Annotated in this window: 22 protein-coding genes, 1 pseudogene and 2 riboswitches; of the genes and pseudogenes, 18 read left to right on the top strand and 5 right to left on the bottom strand. The window is 71.9% G+C overall.

Going from position 1 to position 23,001, the window contains the following annotated elements; translation table 11 throughout:
- Positions 1-79 precede the first annotated feature (79 nt).
- A riboswitch (cyclic di-AMP (ydaO/yuaA leader) is annotated at positions 80-211 on the top strand.
- 12 nt (positions 212-223) lie between these two features.
- The 5 genes from ACYVF7_RS43480 (at position 224) to ACYVF7_RS43460 (ending at position 6,362) form a co-directional block, all read left to right on the top strand.
- On the top strand, positions 224-1,279 hold the full coding sequence (locus ACYVF7_RS43480; RefSeq protein WP_460351820.1) for a C40 family peptidase: 1,056 nt from the start codon (positions 224-226) through the stop codon (positions 1,277-1,279).
- A gap of 34 nt (positions 1,280-1,313) precedes the next feature.
- The gene (locus tag ACYVF7_RS43475; protein WP_460351819.1) at positions 1,314-2,291 is read left to right on the top strand and encodes a C40 family peptidase; all 978 of its coding nucleotides are present in this window, start codon (positions 1,314-1,316) and stop codon (positions 2,289-2,291) included.
- A 273-nt stretch (positions 2,292-2,564) separates the two neighbouring features.
- Positions 2,565-2,732: riboswitch (cyclic di-AMP (ydaO/yuaA leader) on the top strand.
- Between the two features lie 57 nt (positions 2,733-2,789).
- The gene (locus ACYVF7_RS43470) at positions 2,790-3,290 is read left to right on the top strand and encodes a C40 family peptidase (protein WP_460351818.1); all 501 of its coding nucleotides are present in this window, start codon (positions 2,790-2,792) and stop codon (positions 3,288-3,290) included.
- A gap of 82 nt (positions 3,291-3,372) precedes the next feature.
- On the top strand, positions 3,373-4,716 hold the full coding sequence (locus ACYVF7_RS43465; RefSeq protein WP_460351817.1) for a hypothetical protein: 1,344 nt from the start codon (positions 3,373-3,375) through the stop codon (positions 4,714-4,716).
- Between the two features lie 203 nt (positions 4,717-4,919).
- Entirely contained in the window at positions 4,920-6,362 is a 1,443-nt protein-coding gene (locus ACYVF7_RS43460; RefSeq protein WP_460351816.1) for a M48 family metallopeptidase, read from the top strand.
- A gap of 38 nt (positions 6,363-6,400) precedes the next feature.
- On the opposite strand, the gene ACYVF7_RS43455 is transcribed toward ACYVF7_RS43460, so the two are convergent.
- Complete coding sequence (locus ACYVF7_RS43455; RefSeq protein ID WP_460351815.1) at positions 6,401-7,069, bottom strand: acetate uptake transporter; 669 nt, start codon at positions 7,067-7,069, stop codon at positions 6,401-6,403.
- A 176-nt stretch (positions 7,070-7,245) separates the two neighbouring features.
- Here ACYVF7_RS43455 and ACYVF7_RS43450 point away from each other — a divergent pair, with 176 nt between their 5' ends.
- Entirely contained in the window at positions 7,246-8,367 is a 1,122-nt protein-coding gene (locus ACYVF7_RS43450) for a glycosyltransferase family 4 protein (RefSeq protein ID WP_460358444.1), read from the top strand.
- Positions 8,368-8,381: 14 nt separating this feature from the next.
- Here ACYVF7_RS43450 and ACYVF7_RS43445 read toward each other — a convergent pair whose 3' ends face one another.
- Positions 8,382-8,843 (bottom strand): rhodanese-like domain-containing protein, encoded by a 462-nt coding sequence (locus ACYVF7_RS43445; protein ID WP_460351814.1) that lies wholly within the window; start codon positions 8,841-8,843, stop codon positions 8,382-8,384.
- Between the two features lie 72 nt (positions 8,844-8,915).
- On the opposite strand from ACYVF7_RS43445, the gene ftrA reads away from it, so the two are divergent.
- Positions 8,916-9,890, top strand: coding sequence for a transcriptional regulator FtrA (ftrA, locus tag ACYVF7_RS43440; protein ID WP_460351813.1), 975 nt, complete (start codon positions 8,916-8,918; stop codon positions 9,888-9,890).
- A 91-nt stretch (positions 9,891-9,981) separates the two neighbouring features.
- On the top strand, positions 9,982-10,497 hold the full coding sequence (locus tag ACYVF7_RS43435) for a DinB family protein (RefSeq protein ID WP_460351812.1): 516 nt from the start codon (positions 9,982-9,984) through the stop codon (positions 10,495-10,497).
- Positions 10,498-10,553: 56 nt separating this feature from the next.
- Here the strand turns inward: ACYVF7_RS43435 and ACYVF7_RS43430 are convergent, their stop codons facing one another.
- Complete coding sequence (locus tag ACYVF7_RS43430) at positions 10,554-11,756, bottom strand: MFS transporter (RefSeq protein WP_460351811.1); 1,203 nt, start codon at positions 11,754-11,756, stop codon at positions 10,554-10,556.
- Positions 11,757-11,829: 73 nt separating this feature from the next.
- Between ACYVF7_RS43430 and ACYVF7_RS43425 the strand changes: the two genes are divergently transcribed.
- Entirely contained in the window at positions 11,830-12,408 is a 579-nt protein-coding gene (locus ACYVF7_RS43425; protein ID WP_460351810.1) for a TetR/AcrR family transcriptional regulator, read from the top strand.
- Between the two features lie 47 nt (positions 12,409-12,455).
- Here the strand turns inward: ACYVF7_RS43425 and ACYVF7_RS43420 are convergent, their stop codons facing one another.
- Positions 12,456-14,216 (bottom strand): AMP-dependent synthetase/ligase, encoded by a 1,761-nt coding sequence (locus ACYVF7_RS43420; protein WP_460351809.1) that lies wholly within the window; start codon positions 14,214-14,216, stop codon positions 12,456-12,458.
- Between the two features lie 306 nt (positions 14,217-14,522).
- Between ACYVF7_RS43420 and ACYVF7_RS43415 the strand changes: the two genes are divergently transcribed.
- The 6 genes and pseudogenes from ACYVF7_RS43415 to ACYVF7_RS43390 all read left to right on the top strand — a co-directional run bounded on the left by ACYVF7_RS43415 (position 14,523) and on the right by ACYVF7_RS43390 (position 18,913).
- On the top strand, positions 14,523-15,209 hold the full coding sequence (locus tag ACYVF7_RS43415; protein WP_460351808.1) for a copper homeostasis protein CutC: 687 nt from the start codon (positions 14,523-14,525) through the stop codon (positions 15,207-15,209).
- A gap of 245 nt (positions 15,210-15,454) precedes the next feature.
- Positions 15,455-16,222, top strand: coding sequence for a metallophosphoesterase family protein (locus ACYVF7_RS43410; protein ID WP_460351807.1), 768 nt, complete (start codon positions 15,455-15,457; stop codon positions 16,220-16,222).
- Positions 16,223-16,297: 75 nt separating this feature from the next.
- A complete protein-coding gene (locus tag ACYVF7_RS43405; protein ID WP_460351806.1) occupies positions 16,298-16,732 on the top strand; it encodes an SRPBCC family protein in 435 nt (144 codons plus the stop codon).
- A gap of 116 nt (positions 16,733-16,848) precedes the next feature.
- Positions 16,849-17,193 carry a hypothetical protein gene (locus ACYVF7_RS43400; protein ID WP_460351805.1) on the top strand — a complete coding sequence of 115 codons (345 nt, stop codon included), beginning with the start codon at positions 16,849-16,851 and terminating at the stop codon, positions 17,191-17,193.
- 16 nt (positions 17,194-17,209) lie between these two features.
- Positions 17,210-18,152 (top strand): annotated as a pseudogene (locus ACYVF7_RS43395) (ROK family glucokinase).
- A gap of 62 nt (positions 18,153-18,214) precedes the next feature.
- Positions 18,215-18,913: an endonuclease/exonuclease/phosphatase family protein gene (locus tag ACYVF7_RS43390; RefSeq protein WP_460351804.1), complete on the top strand. Its 699-nt coding sequence runs from the start codon at positions 18,215-18,217 to the stop codon at positions 18,911-18,913.
- 247 nt (positions 18,914-19,160) lie between these two features.
- On the opposite strand, the gene ACYVF7_RS43385 is transcribed toward ACYVF7_RS43390, so the two are convergent.
- Positions 19,161-19,862: a hypothetical protein gene (locus ACYVF7_RS43385; protein WP_460351803.1), complete on the bottom strand. Its 702-nt coding sequence runs from the start codon at positions 19,860-19,862 to the stop codon at positions 19,161-19,163.
- Positions 19,863-20,120: 258 nt separating this feature from the next.
- Between ACYVF7_RS43385 and ACYVF7_RS43380 the strand changes: the two genes are divergently transcribed.
- The 3 genes from ACYVF7_RS43380 to ACYVF7_RS43370 all read left to right on the top strand — a co-directional run bounded on the left by ACYVF7_RS43380 (position 20,121) and on the right by ACYVF7_RS43370 (position 22,940).
- The gene (locus ACYVF7_RS43380; protein ID WP_460351802.1) at positions 20,121-20,978 is read left to right on the top strand and encodes a lysophospholipid acyltransferase family protein; all 858 of its coding nucleotides are present in this window, start codon (positions 20,121-20,123) and stop codon (positions 20,976-20,978) included.
- 160 nt (positions 20,979-21,138) lie between these two features.
- Entirely contained in the window at positions 21,139-22,164 is a 1,026-nt protein-coding gene (locus ACYVF7_RS43375) for a 6-phosphofructokinase (RefSeq protein WP_460351801.1), read from the top strand.
- 116 nt (positions 22,165-22,280) lie between these two features.
- The gene (locus ACYVF7_RS43370) at positions 22,281-22,940 is read left to right on the top strand and encodes an HAD-IA family hydrolase (RefSeq protein WP_460351800.1); all 660 of its coding nucleotides are present in this window, start codon (positions 22,281-22,283) and stop codon (positions 22,938-22,940) included.
- Positions 22,941-23,001: the final 61 nt, after the last annotated feature.

Genomic DNA, 23,001 nt, shown 5'->3' with positions numbered 1-23,001 from the left:
GCTGGTTCGTCGCCCCCCAGGCGACGGCGTCGGCTACCGCCGAGTCGTCACGTTCGGTGAGGTCGCCCGGGATTCGGGCGCCGGCCTCTCACCGACACGACGAGCCGGGGAACCAGGTTTCCGGGGTGAATCGGAGCATCACACGCTCCGTAGGGCGCCTTCCACGCCCGAATCCGTCAGCTAACCCGGTAGGCGGTCAGTGGGAGAGGGGCGTGCCGCAATCGTGGCAACACAGCGCAGTGCCGACGGCTCAGCCGTCGGATGGTCGGTGGGCGGCGGCATCGGCGGTCGCGTCCTGGCCACCCTGTGTATCGCCGCTTCGGCGGCCCTGGTTCTGCCCGCCGGTACGGCGGAGGCGAAACCGAAGCAGACGCTGAGCCAGGCGAAGGCCAAGCTGACCAAGCTGAACTCACAGGCCGACCAGCAGGACAACGTCTACAACAAGGCCAAGTCCCAGTGGGAGGCGGCCGACAAGCGTCTCAAGGCACTGAACGCCTCGGTCAAGCAGCAGCGGCAGTCCTGGGCGGACCTGCGGGTCCGCGTCGCGCAGATGGCCGCGTCGGCGTACAAGAACGGCGGGAACGACGCGGACATCCCGACCCTGGTGTCGGCCAAGGACCCGCAGTCCGTGCTCGACCAGATGTCGGCGTTCGCGCAGGTGTCGAAGAACCGCTCCACGGAGCTCACCCAGTTCCTGAACGCCGCGCAGTTGCTGCAGCGGCAGGAGTCGCAGGCCAAGCAGGCCGCCACCGACCTGGCGCAGAAGAAGAACGCCGCGCTCACCCAGAAGAAGAACATCGAGAAGACGATCGGGCAGCAGAAGGCCCTGATCAAGAAGCTGGGCCCCGCTGCCGACACCGGCGGCGGCGGTGACGACAGCGGTCCGATGCCGAGCAACTGCGGCGGCGGCTACACGGGATCGGCGACCGGCAAGGCGCGCACCGTGCTGGTGTGGGCCTACAGCAAGTGCGGTGTCCCGTACCTCTACGGCGGCAACGGCCCGCGCTACGACTGCTCCGGCTTCACGATGAAGGCCTACGCGGAGGCCGGGGTGAGCATCCCGCGCGTCGTGCCCGACCAGTACAACGCGACCCAGCGGGTCTCGCGGGCCAACCTGTCGCCCGGCGACCTGGTCTTCTTCGACAACCTCGGGCACGTCGGCATCTACGTCGGCGGCGGCAAGTTCATCCACTCGCCGCACACGGGGTCGTACGTCAAGATCGACAGCCTGAGCAACCCCTGGTACAGCTCGCACTACGTCGGCGCGGGCGCGCTCTAAGGACACGATTGCCATGGCCAAGGAGCGTACGATCATGTCCAGAACCGCGCGCTGGTCGGTGACGACCGCCGGGTTCATCGCCGTCGCCGGGCTGTCCCTGCCCGCCGTTCCGGCGCACGCCGACCCCGCCTCCTCGCTGAGCGCGGCGAAGAAGCAGCTGGCGAAGCTCAACGACCAGGTCGACCAGTTGGGCAACCAGTACAACAAGACGAAGTCGGACTACAAGGCCGCCCAGGGCCGGGTCAACGCCCTCTCCAAGTCGGTGCAGGCCGAGCGTAAGACGTTCCAGGCGCTGCGGCTGCGGGTCGCCCAGCTGGCCGTCGACGCCTACAAGACCGGGGACAACGGCTCGATCCCCCAGCTGCTCGGCTCGAAGGACCCGGACGCCGTGCTCTCGCAGATGTCGGCGTTCACGCAGATCGCGCACAACCGCTCGGCGGAGTTCCAGCAGTACCTCGCCTCCGCCCAGCGGCTGGAGCGGGAGCAGGCGCTGCGCGTGCAGGCGGCCCAGCAGCTCAAGGCGAAGAAGACCCAGCTCGAGCAGCAGAAGTCGCAGGCCGACGCGGCCGTCAAGAAGCAGCTGAGGCTGATCGACAAGCTCGGCGGGAACATCGACCCCGGCAGCTCCAAGGAGAACTGCTCGATCCTCGCCACGGGCAAGGCGGAGATCGTGCTGAAGTTCGCCTGTGCCCAGCTCGGTAAGTCGTACGTCTTCGGCGGGGCGGGCCCGAACGTCTGGGACTGCTCCGGGATCACGATGGTGGCGTTCGCCAAGGTCGGCATCAAGCTCAACCACTGGGTGCCGGACCAGTACGACGCCAGCCGGCGGGTGTCCAAGGCGGACCTGCAGCCCGGCGACCTGGTCTTCTTCCACGACCTCGGGCACATGGGGATCTACATCGGCAAGGGCAAGTTCCTCCACGCCCCGCACACCGGCGACGTCGTGAAGATCTCCAACCTGAGCGACGCCTGGTACTCCTCCACCTGGGTGGGCGGCGGCCGGCTGCTCTGAGGACCGCCGGGCAACTGAACAGCGGACGAGGGCGGGCCGGGCGGAGACTCCCGGGACACGGAGAGCATCCGGCACGCCCGCCACGTCATCGCGATCTTCCGCACCGGGTCACGGTGCGGAGAGTTACCCGCGGCGCACGCCATGCGCCGCTCGACCGGACGCGTTTCCGCCACCGGCGGCGCTAGGGACAGCGCCCCGATGGTGGGCCAGGTCCGGTTTGTCAGGAATGCAGAGAAACGGTCATCACCGACGTGGTCCATGGGGGGCCACGGGTGGCCGTGAGCGCCTAATCCGCGGGCACGCGGAACCGGGGAACCAACCGCGCACGAGCGCGGCTTCACGGGGGTGAATCGGGGCGCCTGTTCTCCCACAGGCATGCCGTAGGGCGGCTTCCACGCCCGAACCCGACAGCTAACCCGGTAGGCGTAGTGGAAGGAGAGACCCCTGTCTCGCAACCCCTCGACCGCTTCGTCCCTGCGCCTTCGCCTCGCCGGAGGCATGGTGGCCGCGGGTGCGGTCCTCGCACCCGTCGCCCTGACGGTCCCCGCCGCGCACGCCGCGACCCCCCAGGCGACCGTCACGGCGCAGAAGAAGCACAAGTCCTGGAGCCAGCGTCACGAGGTCGGTCTGAAGGCGGTCGCCGTCGCCCGTAAGCAGATCGGCAAGTGGTACCGCTGGGGAGGCTCTAGCCCCAGAAAGGGTTTTGACTGCTCCGGTCTGGTGCAGTACTCCTACCGCAAGGCGGGCGTCCGCCTGCCGCGTACCGCGGGCAACCAGCACCGGCATATCACGCGCCACATCCGGTGGCAGAACCTCGCGGTCGGTGACCTGGTGTACTTCGACCACAACAACCACACCGGGATCATCTCCAAGGTGAAGGGCCACAAGGTCTGGATGATCCACGCGGCGCACACTGGCACGCGGATCAGCGAGGTCAGGATCGACATGAAGAACAGCTGGTACCGGAGCGAGTTCTACGGCGCGGCTCGCCCGTACTGAGCCGGTTGAACCGGCTCGATTCGCCGGGGTCGTCCAGGTGGGCGGCCCCGGCTTCTCAGTTTCGCCCGCTACTATCGCGCGCATGTCGTCGGCGGGCTCCTGGCAGGCACGGGTCGCCGCGCTGGCCGGGGTGGCGATCGTGTTGCACCTGGTCATCGCGGTCGGCTACGTCGCGCTGCACCACAGCGCCGGCCGTACCGCCGCGTCGCTGCGCAGCGCCACGGCGGCGCCCACGCCCAGCACGGCCACGGTGACGGCCATCCTGCAGCGGCGTTCCCGGGCGGTCCTCGCCCACGACCGCGCGGCGTTCCTCGCCACCGTCGACCCGTCGGCCCAGGCGTTCCGCGCCGGGCAGGAGACGTTGTTCGACAACCTGACGAAGATCCCCCTGGCGACCTGGCGCGAGTCGCTCGCGGACACCCGCGCCGCGGCCGCCGCCGACGACGGCTGGACGGCCCGGCTGACGCTCACCTACCGGCTGCGCGGTTTCGACGCGGCCGACGTCGCCTACACCCAGTACCTCACCTTCGCCCGTCGTAAGGACGCGGGCTGGCTCCTGTCCGGCGACGGGTCCACGCACGGCCTGCGCGACGACCCGCAGATCTGGGACGGCGGCACCCTCACCGTCATCCAGGGCCGGCGCAGCCTCGTCATCGGAGAGGACGACTCCGGAGTCGCGGACGGCACCGGCGCCACCGACGGGCCGGAGACGCGGACCGCCGAGCTGCGCGACATCGCCCGCCGGCTCGACACGGGCGTCGGCCTGGTCTCCGACGTCGTCGGCGACGGATGGTCACGCCGGATCGTCGCCTTGGCGCCGGCGACGGAGCAGGAGGCCGAAGAGCTCGTCGGTGACGTCCGGAACCTCGGCGACATCGCCGCGCTCGCCACCGTCAGCGGCGCGCCTGCGGGCGACTCGGAGCACGGCGCGGACCGCGTCATCATCACCCCCACGGCGTTCGACCGCCTGAACGGACTGGGGCGGCACGTCGTGCTCACCCACGAGCTCGTGCACGTGGCGATGGGCGGCGCCCGCGACAGCCGCACCCCCATGTGGCTGATCGAAGGACTCGCCGACTACGTCGGTTACAAGAAGGCCGGCGTCTCGACGCGTGCGGCGGGACGCGAGCTCGCCGCGGAGGTGGCCGCCGGCGACGTGCCGGCCGCGCCACCGGGCCGGAGCGCGTTCAGCGGCTCGGGCGAGCGCCTGTCCGCAGCGTACGAGGAGGCATGGCTGGCGTGCCGGATGATCGCGGAACGCTATGGTGAGGGCCGGCTGGTGAGGTTGTACCGGACCGCGGCGACGGAGCCCGGCGAGGCGGGGGACCCGCAGATCGAGGACCGCGCCCTGCGGGCCGTGCTCGGCATCGGTTCGAGCGAGTTCGCCGCGCAGTGGCGCGCCTACCTACGCAAGGAGCTCAAGTGACCGAGCCGGGCGGTACGAAGCCCACCGCGGAGCCGACGGGGCGGCCCTCCGCGGAAGGAGCTCAGGTGACGGAGCCGGGTGGTACGGAGCCCACCGCGGAGCCGACGGGGCGGCTCTCCGCGGAAGGAGCTCAGGTGACGGAGCCGGGTGGTACGGAGCCCACCGCGGAGCCGGCGGGGCGGCTCTCCGCGGAAGGAGCTCAGGTGACGGAGCCGGGTGGTACGGAGCCCACCGCGGAGCCGGCGGGGCGGCTCTCCGCGAACGGAGCTCGCGTGACGGAGCCGGGCGGCGCGTCGCCGACCGCTCTCGTGTCCGATCGCGAACCCGGCCGCGCGGCGCCGTCGGAGGGCTCCCGGCGGACCGCCGCCGTCGCCGCGGCGGTGCTCGGCGCGCTGCTGGTCGCCGTGGCCGCGGTGGTGACGCCCTGGCATCCGCTGCCCGGCGGCCGGATCGCCGCCGACCCGGCGCTCGACTTCACCCGGGACCAGATCGCGCGCAGCGAGGCCTTCACCGCCGCGCTGGATCCTCCCGCGTACACCTCGCTCGTGGTCGGCCTGGTCGTCGTCCTCGTCCTGGGCCTGACGCCCTGGGGCGCCCGGCTGCTCGGCCTGGTCACCGGGTCGCGCCGATCGACCGCGGACGTCCCGCTGTGGCGGCGGACCGTGCGGGTGGCCGCCGTCGCGGTCGTGCTGTCCATGCTGACCCGGCTCATCGAGCTGCCCTTCGAAGCATGGTCGGAGTCCGTGCTGCGGCGGTATCACCTGTCGACCCAGAGCTGGGGGTCGTGGCTCACCGACCAGCTCACCGGATTCGGGGTGAGCCTCGTCATCTGGATCGTGGCGCTCGTGGGTCTCCACCTGCTGATCCACCGCTTCCCCCGGCACTGGTGGGCGGCGGCGGCCGCGGGCGGGTTCCTGCTCGTCACGGCGGTCTCGTACGCCTACCCGGTGGTCGTCGAGCCGCTGTTCAACTCCTTCAGCTCGATGCCCGCCGGGCCGCTGCGGACGGATCTGCTCCGGATGGCCCGCGCGGACGGCGTGCCGGTCCGCGACGTGCTGGTCGCCGACGCTTCCAAGCGCACCACCACGCTGAACGCCTATGTCTCCGGATTCGGGTCGACCCGGCGGGTCGTGGTCTACGACACCCTGCTCGTGTCGGAGTCGAGGAAGGAGGTCGAAGCCGTCGTCGCGCACGAGCTCGGCCACGCCAAGCGGAACGACGTGCTGACGGGGACCCTCGTCGGCGGGATCGGGGTCGCGGCCGGCGCCTGCGTCCTCTACCTGGTGATGACCTCGCCGCGGCTGCTGCGCCGCGCCGGCGTGCGCTCGGCGGCCGACCCGCGCTCCACCGCGCTGTTGCTGGCCGCGGTGACCGTCCTGACCCAGATCGCCGGGCCCGCGGAGAATCTCATCAGCCGCCGCATCGAGGCACGGGCCGACGTGCACTCTCTCGACCTGACGCGCGACCCGGCGACGTTCACGGCGATGCAGCGGTCCCTCAGCGTGAGCGACCTCGACGACCTGTCGCCGAACCCGTTCGCCTACGCGCTGTGGAACACCCATCCCTCGGGGCCGCAGCGCATCGCGATGGGACGGGCGTGGGCGCGCCTGCACCACGTCCCCGTGCCGCCGCCCGCACGCCGCTGAGCTCGGGGCCCAGGGCGTACGGGCGGTGGACGTGACGGCTACTCGGTGACGGGGCTGGCCGTCGCGCCGACGGCCGGGCGGGCGCCGAGCGGCCCGCCGACGGGCAGGGCGAGCCGGCCGCCCATTCCGTTCGCCACGCCGGCCGCCGAGGTGTACCACGCGACCAGGGCGGTGAGGACGCCGATCCAGCCGCCGAGCTTCACCGTGCCGCTGCTGTGGGAGAGGTTGCCGATGAAGAGGATGATCTCGGTCAGCTCCAGGGTGAGGAACACCGCGAACACCGCCGTGGTCACCTGGGTGCTCCACAGGAGCATGTACGTGTTGAAGATCGCGAACGCCAGCAGGATCCAGCCGAGATCGTTCTGGATCAGGTCCTCCGGGTTCGCCTTGGTCGCCGCCGCGGTGGCGGCGGCCGTCGGCACGACCCAGTGGACGTAGAGGGCCAGGCCGATCCAGAACCCGCCGTACGTCGAGAAGGCGGTCGCGCCGAAGACGTTCCGGTTGCGGAACTCCCACATGCCGGCGAGCAGCTGGCACAGCCCGCCGTAGGCGAACGCGTATCCGAGCCAGGCGTCCGTGCCGTCGGTCCACCCGGCGTTCTTGGCGGAGAGAAGGAAGGTGGTGAGGGCGAACGCCGCGAGCCCGAGCGGGGCGGGGTCGGCGATCCCGGATAGTGGGCCGGCAGGGGGTTGGGGGGTCTCGGTCATGGGTGGCTCCTCCTCGTCGTGAAGCTCCCACCGCCGTGCCTCGTCAGGTCCGTAACATCGCGGGCCCGGCGGGGATGGGCGGCCACAAATGACGCGTCCTAACACTAACTCCCTGTTTCGCATTGGTCACGGGGGTGCGTCAGGTCAATCTGATCACTCATGCGATGCTGGAAATGATGAGGAAGACGCTCGTCGTGACCAACGACTTCCCGCCCCGGCCGGGCGGCATTCAGGCGTTCGTGCACAACCTGGCGGTTCGCCGGCCGCCGGGTTCGCTCGTCGTGTACGCGCCCGCGTGGGAGGGTGCGGCGGAGTTCGACGCCGCGCAGCCGTTCCCGGTGGTCCGGCACCCGACGACGCTGATGCTCCCGGTGCCCGCGGTGCTGCGGCGCGCCCGCGAGATCGTCCGGGCGGAGGGCTGCGACTCGGTCGTCTTCGGCGCGGCGGCGCCCCTCGGACTGCTCGCCGCGCCGCTGCGGCGGTCGGGCGTCGAGCGGTTCGTCGGCATCACGCACGGCCACGAGGCGGGCTGGGCGGCCCTGCCCGGGTCGCGGCGGCTGCTGCACCGCATCGGCGACGAGGTGGACGTCCTGACCTACCTGGGGGACTACACCCTCAGCCGGATGGCCCGCGCGCTGTCGCCCGCGGCGGTCACGCGGACGCGGCGGCTGGCCCCCGGCGTCGACGAGACGGTCTTCCGTCCCGGCGCGGGCGGCGAGGAAATCCGGGCACGGCACGGCCTGGCGGACCGCCCCGTCGTCGTGTGCGTCTCCCGCCTGGTCCCGCGCAAGGGCCAGGACGCGCTGATCCACGCCTGGCCGCACGTGCTGCGCGCGGTGCCGGACGCCGCCCTGCTGATCGTCGGCGGCGGCCCGTACCGCGTCGACCTGGAACGGCTCCGCGTCGAGCTGGGCGTCGCCCACGCCGTACGGCTGACCGGCGCCGTCCCCTGGGAAGAGCTGCCGGCGCACTACGACGCCGGCGACGTGTTCGCCATGCCCTGCCGGACCCGCCGGCGCGGCCTCGACGTCGAGGGGCTCGGCATCGTCTACCTAGAGGCGTCCGCCACCGGGCTCCCCGTGGTGGCGGGCGACTCGGGCGGCGCGCCCGACGCCGTCCTCGACGGCGAGACCGGCGTCGTGGTCGACGGCCGCTCCGTCCGCGCGATCGCCCAGGCCGTCATCGGCCTGCTGCGCGACCCGTCCGCGGCGCAGGCGATGGGCAAGCGAGGGCGTTCCTGGGTGGAGCGCGAGTGGCGCTGGGAGGTCCAGGCCGCCCGCTTCTCCGCCCTCCTGTGACGACGACCCGTTGATCAGCAGCCGCAGAAGGCGCCCGTCGCCACCGGGGCGGTCAGGGGGTCGGTGGGCGTGCTGACCCGCCCGGTCGCGGTCTCGACGGCGAACCCCTCGCGCGCCCAGTACTCGTAGCCGCCGATCATCTCCTTCACCCGGTGACCCAGGCAGGCGAAGGCCAGCGCGGCGCGGGTCGCCCCGTTGCACCCGGGGCCCCAGCAGTAGGTGACGACGGTCGCGTCGCGGGGGACGAGCAGGGGCGCCCGCTCGGCGATCAGCGCGGTCGGCAGGTGCACGGCCCCCGGCAGATGGCCCTGCTCCCAGGACTCGGTGCTGCGGGAGTCGACGACGACCAGGCCGGGCACGCCGGCCTCCAGGTCGGCGTGGACGTCGGACACGTCCGTCTCGAAGGCCAGACGTGCGGCGAAGTGGCGGGCGGCCTCCTCGGGAGGAGCCGGCGCGGTGGCGAGAACATTCGACATGCCCACGATCGTGGCCGACGGCGTGCGTCCGCCGACAGTGGCGTGGATGCCGCCCACCGATAGGATCCCGCCATGCGGATCCAGCCGAAGCCCGGTTCGACGGTCGCGGTGCTCGCCTACGAGGGGATGTCACCGTTCGAGACCGGCATCGTCACCGAGGTGTTCGGCCTGCCGAGGCCGGAGTTGGACGTGCCGTGGTACCGCCTGACGGTGTGCGCCGAGCGGCCCGGCCCGGTGCCCATCGTCGGCGGTGCGACCGTCCACACCGAGCACGGCCTGGACGTCTTCGCCGCGGCCGAGACCGTCATCGTGCCGGGCGTGAGCGACGTACGGGGCGAGTGCTCGCCGGAACTGGTGGCCGCGTTGCGCCGGGCGCACGACCGGGGCGCCCGGATCGTGTCCATCTGCTCGGGGGCGTTCGCGCTGGCCGCCGCCGGTCTGCTGGACCACCGCCCGGCGACCACCCACTGGCAGTACGCCGACCTGCTGCGCCGCCGCTTCCCGCTCGTCCGGGTCGATCCCGACGTCCTCTACATCGACGACGGTGACGTGCTGACCAGCGCCGGAAGCGCGGCAGGCCTCGATCTGTGCGTCCACCTGGTCCGCCGGGACCACGGGCCGAGCGTCGCCAACGCGGTGGCGCGGCGGCTCGTCGTCCCGCCGCATCGCGACGGCGGGCAGGCGCAGTTCATCGAGGCGCCCGTGCCCAGGGACGCCGGCGACGACCGGATCGCCCAGGCCATGACCTGGGCGATGGCCAACCTGCGCGAGGAGATCACCGTCGACGTCCTCGCGCGCCGCGCGCACATGTCCGCCCGCACGTTCCTGCGCCACTTCGCGCGCTGCACCGGGACCAGCCCCACCCGCTGGCTGATCGATCAGCGCGTCCAGGCGAGCCTGCCGCTCCTGGAGAAGACCACCGCGCCGGTCGACGAGATCGCCCGCACCGTCGGGTTCGCCAGTCCGGTCACCTACCGCTCGCACTTCGTACGGGCGATGCGCACGTCACCGTCGGCCTACCGCCGCGCCTTCACGGCGACGGTGTGACGGGACCCGCCAATTGAGGCCGGAAACTGACCGCATGGCGGCGTAACGTCGTCTCCGACGGACAATCCAGACGGCCATAAAGGCGGCGACCATGACGACGAACGGCGAGACCACCCTGACGGGCGAGCGGGCGGACCTCCTGGCGGGCCTGCGGAAGAGCCGGCACTTCCTGCGGTTCACGCTCCGCGACCTGACGGACGAGCAGGCCGCCCGGCGCACGACGGTCAGCGAGCTGTGCCTCGGCGGCCTGATCAAACATGTCACCGAGGTCGAGCGGCGGTGGGCGGGCTTCATCGTCGAGGGACCGAGCGCCATGGACGCCGGCGATCCGGCGGACTGGATGGAGAAGTTCCGCATGGGCGAGGGGGAGACCCTCGCCGGGCTGCTCGAGGCGTACGACGAGGTGGCGCGCCGCACCGAGGAGATCGTGGCCACGCTGCCCGACCTGGACGCCACCCAGCCGCTGCCGGAGCGGCCATGGTTCGAGCCGGGAGCCCGGTGGTCGGCGCGCACGGTGCTGCTCCACATCGTCGCCGAGACCGCGCAGCACGCCGGCCACGCGGACATCATCCGCGAGTCCCTCGACGGCGCGAAGTCCATGGGCTGACCTCCGGCACGGAACGGGTCCGGGGTCCCCTCGGGGATCCCGGACCCGGTGCCGGTTCAGCGGCGGGCGGTCAGGGTGAGCGTCGCGCCGAGGGCGAGCAGGGCACCGAGGACGTACGCGAGGGCGGGCAGGCCGTGGGCGCTCAGCGCCCCGGCGACCTGCGGGCCGACGCTGGCGCCGACGAACAGGATGAAGGTGAACAGGGAGACCGCGGTGCCCCTCGCGGGACCGGCGTGGCCGCCGATGGTCTCGATGAGGGCCGGAGCGGTGAGCCCGACGCCGGCGACGAAGGCGTTCAGCAGGATGGCGAGGCCCAGCGTGCCCGGGTGGGTGAATCCGATGAGCGCGGCGGCCACGGCGGTCAGCGCCAGGGCGCCGGTCGCCCGGTGCGCCCCGGCGAAGCGCTGCAGCGCGGGCGTCACGAAGGGGATCGCGAGGATCGCCGGCAGCGCCGCCGCGCGCAGCGCGAGCAGGGCCGCCGCTCCGCCGGCCGCGCCGGTCAGGGCCAGGCCGGTGTAGAGGGCCACGAACGAGCCGAGGACGACCGGCGTGGCCAGGTAGAGGGGGATGAGCCGCCGGTGGGCCAGGAGCCTCGGCATGGCGCGGTACGCGTCCAGCGGGGAGCCCGCGGTGCCGGGGCGGCCGGGCAGCATGACCTTCTGGAGCGCCGCCGCGACCAGGGCGAACGCCACCGCGAAGACGGCGAACACCGCGCGCCAGCCCGCCACCGCCGCGATGCCCTGGGCCGCGAGCTGACCGAACACCGCCGACGCGAGGAACGCTCCGATCACCGCCGACAACAGCGTGGCGCGGTGACGCTGCTCGGCGCGTTCGGCGATGTAGGTGAAGGCGACGGGCGCGAAGGCGGCCGTCGTCACCCCCTGCAGCACCCGCAGGGCGATCGCCGCGCCGAGACCGGGGGCCAGGCTCACCAGAGCGGTCGTCACCGCCGTCGCGGCGATGCCAGTCACGATGATCCGGCGCCGCCCGAAGCGGTCCGACAGCGGCCCGAACACGAGGAACCCGGCGGCGTATCCGAAGCCGAACGCGCTCGCCATCCACGTCAGCGCGGAGGTGGAGGCGTGCCACTCCCGGCCCATCGCGCCCAGCAGGGGGATCACGCCGTACAACTGGCCGGTGGCCAGGAGCGCCGTCGCCACGAACGTCATCAGGGTCGGCAGGAACGGGGCGTGGGCCGTCTTCGCCGGGGTGCCGCCCTCCGGGGCGGCGGCGCGGTTCGAGGAGATCAACGTCGTCATGGCCGGGACAGTAGCCAACCAACTAGTTGGCTGTCAACCAACCAGTTGGGTGGGGTGATGGTAGGCTCAGGGCATGCCGAGAGACACCGCCGCCTCCACCAAAGAAGCCCTGCTCAAGGCCGCGCGGGCCGAGTTCGCGGCCTACGGCATCGCCGGGGCCCGCGTCGACCGCATCGCCGAGCGCGCCGGCGTCAACAAGGAACGCATCTACGGCCACTTCGGCAACAAGGAGAAGCTGTTCGACGCCGTCATGGGCACTGTCCTGGACGAGGTCGTCGAGATGGTCGCCCAGGACGTCGACGACGTCGGCGACTACGTCGCGCGGATGTACGACTACCATCGCGCCCACCCCGACCTGCTGCGCCTGATGCTGTGGGAGGCGCTGCAGTACGGCGATAAGCGGGAGTTCGAGGAGGGGCGGCGCGAGCACTACCGCGGGAAGCTGGAGCGGCTCGCGACCGGTCTGGGCGCCGAGCCGTCGGTCGACGTCGGCCGCACGCTCCTGACGATCTGCGGCATGGCCACCTGGCCCAACGCGGTGCCGCAGATGGCCCGGCTCATCCTGGGGCCGGGCGCCGACGACGAGGACGCCATGCGCGCCCACCTGATCGACTTCGCCCGGTCCGCGGCCGCCCGGAAAGCGGCGGTCTGACCAACGGCCCGGGCGGTCGGTTCACGCCCGGGCCATCGGGTCGCCGGTCAGGCGTAGAGCGCCTCGATCTCGGCGGCGAAGTCGCGCTCCACGAGGTTTCGCTTGACCTTGAGCGTCGGGGTGAGGTGCCCGGACTCCTCCGTGAAGTCGACGTCGAGGAGGCGGTACTTCTTGATGGCCTCCGCCCGGGAGACCGTGGTGTTGGTGTCGGCGACCGCCGCGTCGATCTCCTTGAGCACGTCCGGGTCCTCGACCGCCTCGGCGATCGACAGCGACGGCTTGCCGTGCTGCTGCTTCCACTGCTCCAGCGCCTCGGGGTCGAGGGTGACGAGACAGCCGATGAACTTCCGGCCGTCGCCGACCACCATGCACTGGCTGATCAGCGGGTGGGCGCGCAGGCGATCCTCCAGCGGCGCGGGCGCGACGTTCTTCCCGGCGGCCGTGACGATGATCTCCTTCTTCCGGCCCGTGATCCTCAGGTAGCCGTCGCCGTCGAGCTCGCCCACGTCGCCGGTGTGGAACCAGCCGTCCTCCAGGGACTGCTTGGACGCCTCTTCGTTGTGCCAGTAGCCGGTGAAGACGTTCGGCCCCTTGGCGAGGACCTCGCCGTCGTCGGCGATGCGGACCGTGGTGCCCGGGATCGGCTTGCCGACCGTACCGATGCGGTTGCCGCTGGGCATGTTGACCGCGATCGGGGCCGTCGTCTCCGTCAGGCCGTAGCCCTCGAGGATGCTGATGCCGACGCCGTCGAAGAAGTGGCCGAGCCGCTCGCCGAGCGCCGCGCCGCCCGACACCGCGTGGGTGACGTGCCCGCCGACCGCGGCGCGCAGCTTGCCGTACACGAGCCGGTCGAACAGGGCGTGCTTGAGCCGCAGTCCGAGGCCGGGGGACTCGGCCCGGCTGAAGGCGATCGCGGTGTCGGCAGCGATGCGGAAGATGCGGCCCTTGCCGTCGGCGACGGCCTTCTGCTCGGCGCCGATGTAGACCTTCTCGAACACGCGCGGCACCGCGAGCAGGAACGTCGGCTGGAAGGACCCCAGGTCGTCGACGAGGTTCGTCACGTCGGGGGTGTGGCCGAGGGTGACCCCGGCCTCGATGCAGCCGACCTCGATGAGGCGCGCGAAGACGTGGGCGAGCGGGAGGAACAGGAGCGTCGAGCCGTCGCGGAGGCCGAAGACCTCCGTGAGCGCGCCCTCGGTGACGTTCCGCGCCGTCGCGAGGAGGTTGGCGTGGGTGATCTCGCAGCCCTTGGGGCGGCCGGTGGTGCCCGAGGTGTAGATGATCGTCGCCAGGTCGGCGGCGGCCCGCGACTCGCGCCGCTCCGCCAGGTCCTCGTCGGAGACCTCGCCGGTCGGCAGGGCGTCGATCCGCCAGACGTGCGCCAGCTCGGGCAGCCGCTCCCGGACGCTCTCGACCGCCTTCTCGTGGTCGTCGGCCTCGACGAAGATCGCCTTGGTGCCGGAGTCGCCGAGGATCCACTCGACCTGCGACGCCGAGGACGTCTCGTAGATCGGCACGGTGATGCCGCCGGCGGTCCAGATCGCGTAGTCGGCGACGGTCCACTCGTACCGCGTGTGCGACATGATGGCGACGCGGTCGCCCGGCTCCACGCCGGCGGCGATCAGCCCCTTGGCGACACGGGTGACCTCGTCGGCGAACTCCCGGGCCGTGACGTCGCGCCATCCCGAGCCGTCCTTGCGGCGAAGGACGACGCGATCCGGCTCCTCGGCGGCCCGCGAGAAGAGCGTGCCGGTGAGGTTCGCCGAGTCGACGATCGTCACCTGCGCGGGAACGCTGTACTCACGCACGACTACTCCTCAGCTGAGTGCGGCGGCCATCGCTCGCACGGACGCTACCGCTTCAAGATACTGATCGGTAGCCTTCGACGCGTGACGCGTCTCGCATTTCTTCTTACCACGCGTGAACGAGCCCGTTGATCGCTGTTCCCCTTCCCGTCGTCCGGGAGTGCTCGGCGCGAAACGTGCCACGGGCCCCCGTCCGGTAACGGGATCGCCGGGAAACGCCAAAGGCGGGCCAGGTCAGAGGCATCGCGGGCCGAGCGGGGCCAGAATACGGGCCGCGGTGGTCGTGGGGGCCGGACCCGGGGGGAGACGATGGCGCTGCTCGAGGTGATCGCGATGAACGAGGTGGACGCCGAGGCGGCCGAGACGGGAGGCGCCGACCGGATCGTGGCCGTCGCCGAGCGGCAGTCCGGCGGATTGTCGCCCGATCCCAAGACGGTCGCCGCGATGCGCAAGGCGACGTCGCTCCCGATCCGGGTGATGCTCCGGGCCAAGAGCGGCTTCCGCACGACCGAGCCGGAGCTCACCCGGCTCTGCCGGGCCGCCTGCGCGCACGCGTCCGCCGGGGCGGACGGCTTCGTGTTCGGCTTCCTCCACGCCGACGGGATCATCGACCTGTCCGCGACCGCCCGGCTCGCCGACGCCGTGCGGCCGCTGCCGTGGACGTTCCACCGCGCGATCGACCACGTGGCGGACTCCACGGCCGCCTGGCGCGAGATCCGCGTGCTGCGCGGCCTCGACTCCGTCCTGTGCGCCGGAGCGGCGGGCGGCGTCGAGCCCGGGATCGACACGCTGGTACGCCGGGCCGCCCGCGACGCGCGGCTCATGCTCGTGGGGGGCGGCCTGCGGCGCCGGCACGTGGCGGTCCTCGCGGCGGCCGGCGTGCGCGCCTTCCAGGTCGAGGACGCCGTACGCCCGCCCGTGGCGGGACAGGCGCCCGTCGACGCCGTCCGCGTCCGCGAATGGCGCTCCCTCGTCGACGCCGCCGCCGAGCGCTGAGCCCAGGCACCGCCCCTGGTCGCCGGCGGCCGGTCACGTGTCGTACGGCGGTCCGGTTGGGTGAGTGCTGAGCCTTGGTACCGGCGGCCGGTCACGTGTCGTACGGCGGTCCGGTTGGGTGAGTGCTGAGCCTTGGTACCGGCGGCCGGTCACGTGTCGTACGGCGGTCCGGCCGGGCGAATGCCGAGCCTCGGTGCCGGGCTGCGGCCACCGGCCGTACGGCCGGCAGGTCATACAGTTGGCGCATGCGGGTTCATGTGGTGAGCGACGTGCACGGACGGGCCGACGCGCTCGTCCGTGCCGGTGACGGGGCCGACGCGTTCATCTGTCTCGGCGATCTGATCCTGTTCATCGACTACGAGGACCACGGCAAGGGCATCTTCGCCGAGCTGTTCGGCGAGGAGCACGCCGAGACCTTCATCGGACTGCGCACCCAGAAGCGCTTCGACGAGGCACGGGCGTTCTCCCGGTCGATGTGGGCGACGCTGGAGGGCGACGCCGGGCCGTACATCGAGGCCGCGGTGCGCCGGCAGTACAAGGAGCTGTTCGGTGCGATGCCGGTGCCGGCGTACCTCACCTACGGGAACGTCGACATCCCCCGCCTGTGGCCGGAGAGCCTGCGGGCCGGCCAGCGGGTGCTCGACGGAGAGACGGTCGAGCTCGACGGCCTGCGCTTCGGCTTCGTCGGCGGCGGACTGCGCACCGAATACCGCACCCCGTACGAGCTCGACGACGACGTCTTCGCGGCCAAGGTCGCCGCGGTCGGCGAGGTCGACGTGCTGTGCTGCCACATTCCGCCCGCCGTGCCCGAGCTGCTGTACGACACGGTCGCGCGGCGTTTCGAACGCGGGAGTGAAGCGGTCCTGCGCATGATCCACGAGACACAGCCGAAGTACGTGCTGTTCGGGCACGTCCACCAGCCGCTCGTCCGCCGGACCCGCATCGGGCGGACAGAATGCGTGAACGTCGGACACTTCCGCGCGCGCGGGGTTCCGTACGTTCTCGAGTGGTAGCCGCTACGCTCCGCTCAAGGCAGTGACGCGACGCCCATTTCCGCCCGATAATCAGCTTGAAAGAGGGAAACGTTCATGGCGGACCGTACGAGCTCCAGCATCACGATCAAGGCTGGCAAGCCGGAGATCATGGCGGTTATCGCCGATTTTGCGGAATACCCTGAATGGGCGGAAGGAATCACTGCGGCCGAGGTCGTCGCCACCGGGGACGACGACCGCGCCGAACAGGTGCGGATCACGCTGGAGGCCGGACCGATCAAGGACACCTACGTCCTGGCCTATGACTGGGACGACGACGAGGCGGTGCACTGGCACCTCGCGGAGCGCGGCACGATGCTGACCGGAATGACCGGCGCCTACCGGCTCGCCGAGCACGGCGGCGAGACCGAGGTGACGTACGAGCTCGCCGTCGACGTGCGCGTTCCCATGATCGGCATGGTCAAGCGGAAGGCGGAGAAGCGCATCATCGACACGGCCCTCAAGGGGCTCAAACGACGCGTCGAGGAATAGCCATGCGACAGGATCCGACGATGGGCGAGGCCGCGACCGGCGCGGGCACCCCATGGCGCGGGCATACGCCGCGGGGCGGTACGGTTTCACGCCGAACGATAGGTAGATGATGACCAATGAGTGAGCAGCCACCATCCGTGCTCTTCGAGGCCGTGCGTCTCGTCGACACGCTCCGCCGGAAGTGGAACACCGGCGGCGCGCCCAAGGATGACGTGTGGAGCGAGGCGACCAGCGAGGCCTGGGGCGAGCACACGGGGGCGGCGGAGTGCCGCTACTGCCCGGTGTGCCGCGCGATCGCGGCGTCCCGGGAGTCGGGGCCGGAGGTCCTTTCCCACGTGATGGCGGCGGGTGAGCAGCTCTACTCGGCGGTCCGCGAGGCGATGGCAGGGTTCGAGCGCACGCGGCCGCGCCCCCGCGCGGCGGGCGACGACCCGGCGGGCGCCGGCACGGCGACGGGTTGACGGAGGAGAAGCGTCCATGACGCTGACCATTGGTGTTGATGTCGGCGGTACGAAGGTCGCCGCCGGTGTGGTCGACGACCATGGGCGGATCCTGGAGAAGGTACGGCGCCCGACGCCGTCCACCAGCCCGCACGAGACGGCCCGCGTGATCGCGGAGGTCGTCGACATCCTGAAGGCGCGGTTCGGCGAGGTCGAGGCGGTCGGCCTCGGCGCGGCCGGGTTCGTGGACGAGAGCCGGTCCACGGTGCTGTTCGCGCCCAACCTGGCCTGGCGCGACGAGCCCATCAAGAAGAAGGTCGAGGGCGAGGTCGGCCTGCCCGTCGTCGTGGAGAACGACGCGAACGCCACTGCCTGGGGCGAGGCGAAGTTCGGCGCCGGCCGGGGCGAGGACCACATGGTCCTCATCACCCTCGGCACGGGCATCGGCGGTGGCCTGATCCTCGGCGGCGAGCTCTACCGCGGCCGGTTCGGCATCGGCGCCGAGTTCGGGCACTATCGCGTCGTCCCCGACGGCCGGCGCTGCGGCTGCGGCAACCGCGGCTGCTGGGAGCAGTACGCCTCCGGCAACGCCCTGGTCGCCGAGGCCCGGGAGCTCGCCCGGGTGTCCCCGGCGCTCGCGGCGGCTCCTCGAGCTCGGCGGCAGCCCCGAGGGCATCAGCGGCCCGGAGATCACCGAGGCGGCGCGCGAGGGCGACAGCGCCGCGCTGGAGTGCTTCCGCAGCGTCGCCCGCTGGGTCGGGCAGGGCCTGGCCGACCTGGCCGCCATCCTCGACCCCGGGGCGTTCGTCATCGGCGGCGGCCTGTCGGAGGCGGGCGACCTGCTGCTCGAGCCGGCGCGCGCCGCGTTCGAGAACGCCCTGACCGGCCGGGGCCACCGGCCCTTCGCCGACATCAGGATCGCCGAGCTCGGCCCGGACGCCGGCATCGTCGGCGCCGCCGACCTCGCCCGCTCCCGGTAGGGGGTCCGGTGGATCGTGTTCGTAGCGCCGCGCAGCCGGACGTAGATCCACCGGCCTCCTGAATGGCCACCGTCCGGCTCGTCAGCTACAACATCCGGTCGATGCGGGACGACCGGGCGGCGCTGGTCCGCGTCGTCCGGCGTCTGCGGCCGGACATCCTCTGCGTGCAGGAGGCTCCGCGCTTCCTGTTCTGGCGGCGGAGACGGATCTGGCTCGCCCGGCGCGCGGCGCTCGTCCCGATCGCGCTCAAACGGGCCGCCGGGCTGGAGCTGTACGCCGGGCCCCGGACCACGGCCGCCGGCGGGCGGCACCGCCTGCTGTCGCCCGTGCCCGGCCTGCACCGGCGCGGGCTCGCCGTCGGCCTGTTCGACGTCCGCGGCGTCCGCCTGCTCGCCGCCAGCGTCCACCTCGACCTCGCCGCCGAGCCGCGCCGTCGGCACGCGGAGGAGGTCGCCGAGGAACTCGACCGGGTCCGCGCCGAGACCGGCGCGCCCGTCGTCCTCGCCGGAGACATCAACGAACAGCCGGGCGGTCCCGCCTGGGAGCTCCTCGCCGGGCGCTTCCAGGACGCGGGCGCGACCGCGCCGTACGGGCTGCCGGAGACCTACAGCGCGGCGAACCCGAGGCGCCGCATCGACGGCGTCTTCGCCGACGAGGGCATCGAGGTCCTCCGCTGCGGAGTGCCGGACGACCCCGACCTGCTCGCCGACTACCCGGCCGCCACCGACCACCGCCCCGTACTCGCCGAACTTCGTGTCTGACGGCGTCCGCTTCGCGAGCGCGGTTCGCGGCGCCCCACGCGTCGTCTTCCCTCGTCGCTCCGGTCGCTTCGCTCCCTGCGCTCCTCAGTCCAGACGACGCGCGCCCGCTCTGTTCGATGGCGCCCGCTTCGCGAGCGCGGGAGCGGGCGCCCAATGCGCCGTCTTCCCTCGTCGCTCCGGTCGCTTCGCTCCCTGCGCTCCTCAGTCCAGACGACGCGCGCCCGCTCACGCGCGGGGCCTGCGTAGATCAGACGACGGCGCCGTCGTCGTCCGGAGGGTCGTCGCCCATGCGGAGGACAAGTGCGACGAAGCCGCCGATGAACGCCGCGACCGCGGTGAACGCCGCCCAGCTCGGGACCGCCCAGCCGAGGAACACCGACAGCACCAGGTACACCGGCCCGCCCAGCAGCGCGATCCACGCGAACTTGGTCATCGGGTCCGCCTTCGGCAGCGGCGGCGGGGGCGGGGGGATGAAGTGCTCTTCCTCGTCCTCGGAGGCGGGCTTGACCACCCGGGCCGTCGCGGTGCGCTCCGGACCGGTGTCGTCGCCGGACCCGCCGGTGGACTCCTCGGGCCCCTCGTCGATGTTCTCCTCGGCGGGCCAGGGCACCTCGTCGCCGTCCGAGGGCAGGTCGAACCCCGCCACGATCTCGGCGAAGATCTCGTCCTCGTCGCGCGAGTTGGCGTAGTCCGCGCGCAGCTCGGGGAGGCGTCGTTCGAGGATGTCCTCGGCCTCCTGCTTGGCCGCCGCGTCGGCGTACAGCCGGTCGGTGGGCTCCTCGGGCAGCCGCACGTCGAGGTAGCCGCCGGTCTTGCCCGGTGCCGGCGCCGCGTAGGCGGCGATGCCCGCCTCCCGGAGCGCGGCCAGCATCGCGTCGGCGAGCTGGGGAGCCAGGTCGGCCAGCGGAATGTAGGAGTCCGCCGTGAGCCCGTTGCCGCGCCGACTCATACCCCGGTCTCCCGTCGCATCGTGGCCAGGTCGTCGTGCGGCACGTCGGTCGCGCGCGACCGGACGTACGGCGTCAACGCCATGGCGCCTCCCCTCGAAACTGCCGTCGGCCGACGCTTCAAGATGAGCCTACGGCCCCCGCGCCGCGCAATGACGAAAACGTGCCGTGTGTGGATGTGGGTGTGTCCGGCCTGAGATGGGAAGATGATTATCATCCCACGGACGGGTTAACGGCAGGGGGTCAGGGAAGGCGGGACGTTGTTCTACTGGGTCGTCAAAGCGATCTTGGGTCCCTTCCTGTACCTGGTCTGGCGACCACGGGCGCAGGGGACGCGTAACGTGCCGCGCCGTGGCCCCGCGATCCTGGTCTGCAACCACCTGTCGTTCGCCGACCACTTCTTCGGGCCCCTGCCGCTGCCGCGCAAGGTGACCTTCCTGGCGAAGGCGGAGTACTTCACCGGAACCGGCGTGAAGGGCCTCATCAGCCGGATGTTCTTCCGGGGCGTCGGGCAGGTGCCCATCGACCGTACGGGCGGCCGGGCGAGCGAGGCCGCGCTGCGGACCGGCCTCCGCGTCCTGTCGGAGGGCAGGCTGCTCGGCATCTACCCCGAGGGCACGCGCGCGCCGGACAACCGGCTCTACCGCGGCAAGACCGGGGTGGCCCGGCTCGCTCTCGAGTCGCGGGCGCCGGTCGTCCCGATGGCGATGATCAACACGTTCGAGCTGATGCCCTCCGGGCGGACGCTGCCACGCCTGCGCCCGCGGCCGGAGGTGCGGTTCGGCGAGCCCCTCGACTTCTCCCGGTACTACGGGATGGCGCACGACAGGGCCGTGCTGCGGGCGGTCACCGACGAGATCATGTACGCCATCATGCGGCTGTCCGGCCAGGAGTACGTCGACCGGTACGCCTCCGACGTCAAGAAGGACGAGACGACCGAGGCGGCGGGCGACGGCGGATCGCAGGTGCCCGAGGCCGATTCGGGCGCGCCGGGGGAACGGGAGCCCGGCGCTCGCGGGCCGCGAGAACGGCAGGACGACACCGGCGGACCGGAGGGGCGCGACGCCGAGCGGGTGGCCTCCAAGCCGCGGGCGCGTGGCGCCACGCGCGGAGAGTGACGATACTAAGACCCCTGAAGGGCTGATCAGAGCCCTCTCAATCCGATATGGTCTAGACCAATCGGGATGGTCGTGTCCTGAGGGCGCACCGCGTCTAATACGTCCTACCCGCGCCACTAGTCTGGTCGGGTGAACCCAGGGTTACGAAGAGGAGTTAGGCATGCGTGTCGGAGTGCTGACCGGTGGCGGTGACTGCCCCGGCCTGAACGCCGTCATCCGCGCGGTGGTCCGCAAGGGCGTCCAGGTCTACGGATACGAGTTCGTCGGCTTCCGTGACGGCTGGCGTGGTCCGCTCGAGGGCGACACCGTGCCGCTCGACGTTCAGGCGGTGCGTGGCATCCTGCCGCGCGGTGGGACCATCCTCGGCTCGTCCCGGACGAATCCGATCAAGATCGAGGGCGGCGTCGAGCGGATCAAGGACAACCTCGCCGGGCTGGGCGTCGACGCGCTCATCGCCATCGGCGGGGAGGACACCCTCGGCGTGGCGCGCCAGCTGTACGACAGGGGCGTGAAGGTCGTCGGCGTCCCCAAGACGATCGACAACGACCTCAACGCCACCGACTACACCTTCGGCTTCGACACCGCGGTGAACATCGCGATGGAGGCCATCGACCGGCTGCACACCACGGCCGAGTCGCACCACCGGGCGCTGATCTGCGAGGTCATGGGCAGGCACGCGGGCTGGATCGCGCTGCACGCCGGCATGGCGGCGGGCGCGAACGTCATCCTCATCCCGGAGAAGCCGTTCGACATCGAGAAGGTCTGCGGGTACGTCGAGAGCCGTTTCAAGACGCGCTACGCCCCGATCATCGTGGTCGCCGAGGGCGCCCACCCGGTCGACGGCCAGATGGACACGCAGACGCAGGAGCTCGACGCCTTCGGCCACGTGCGCCTCGGCGGCATCGGCGAGCGGCTCGCCGCGGAGATCGAGAAGCGCACCGGCAAGGAGGCCCGTACGACCGTCCTCGGGCACATCCAGCGCGGCGGCACCCCGACCGCGTTCGACCGGGTGCTGGCCACCCGGTTCGGCGTGCACGCGATCGACGCCGTGCACGACGGGGCGTTCGGCAAGATGGTCGGCCTGCAGGGCACCGAGATCGTCCGGGTCGACCTGGGCGCCGCCACCGACGAGCTCAAGACCGTCCCGGTCCAGCGGTACGAAGAGGCCGAGGTCTTCTTCGGCTGACCGGCGGCCGGGGCGACCCGGCCCGTACGGCCCTGATCACCGGCCCGTGGCACGCGGCGTGCCACGGGCCGGTGCCGCGTTCGAGCCGCTGCGACATCGAGCGCATCATGGCGGGCATGGCGTATGAGGCAATGCTGTTCGACCTCGACGGAGTGCTGGTCGATTCGCTCGGCGTGATCGAGCGGATCCTGCGCGACTGGGCGGTCGCCCATGGTGTGGACGGCGATCGGGCGGTGGCCCTGTCGTACGGGCGGCGTGACATCGATCTGATCCAGATCCTGACGCCCCATCTGGACGCCGAGGCGGAGACCGCCGAGATCGTCGCTCGTGAGGAACGCGAGACGACGGGGCTGCGGGCGCTGCCGGGAGCCGATGCCCTGCTGGCCTCGCTCCATCCCGAAGCCTGGGCGGTCGTGACGTCGGGCACCCGCGCGGTCGCCACCGCCCGGCTGGCCGCCGTGAGTCTGCCCCTGCCGAAGGTCCTGGTCGCCGCCGAAGACGTACCGGCCGGCAAACCCGATCCTGCGGGCTACCTGCGCGCCGCGCGCCTGCTGGGCCGGAGCCCGGCGCGTTGCCTGGTCGTGGAGGACGCCGTGGCCGGCGCGGAGGCGGCCCGCGCCGCGGGGATGGACTGTATCGGCGTCGGGCAGGCCTGGGACGACCGGCCCGACCTGGTGGTCGCTCGCGTGCCGTCCCTGGCTCAGGTACACGCCGGCACGACCGCCGAGGGCATCTCGGTCACCACGCATCACGGAACGGGAAGGCCGGGCGCGTAGCCCGGGTTGGTACGGGTAGTCGCCATCGTGCGCGACACTTGAGGGGCACCCGTCAGTGTCC

It is taken from the genome of Actinoallomurus acanthiterrae (assembly GCF_054775715.1).
The sequence above is the reverse complement of the archived record's forward strand: the minus strand, read 5'-3'. Positions and strand labels throughout refer to the sequence as shown.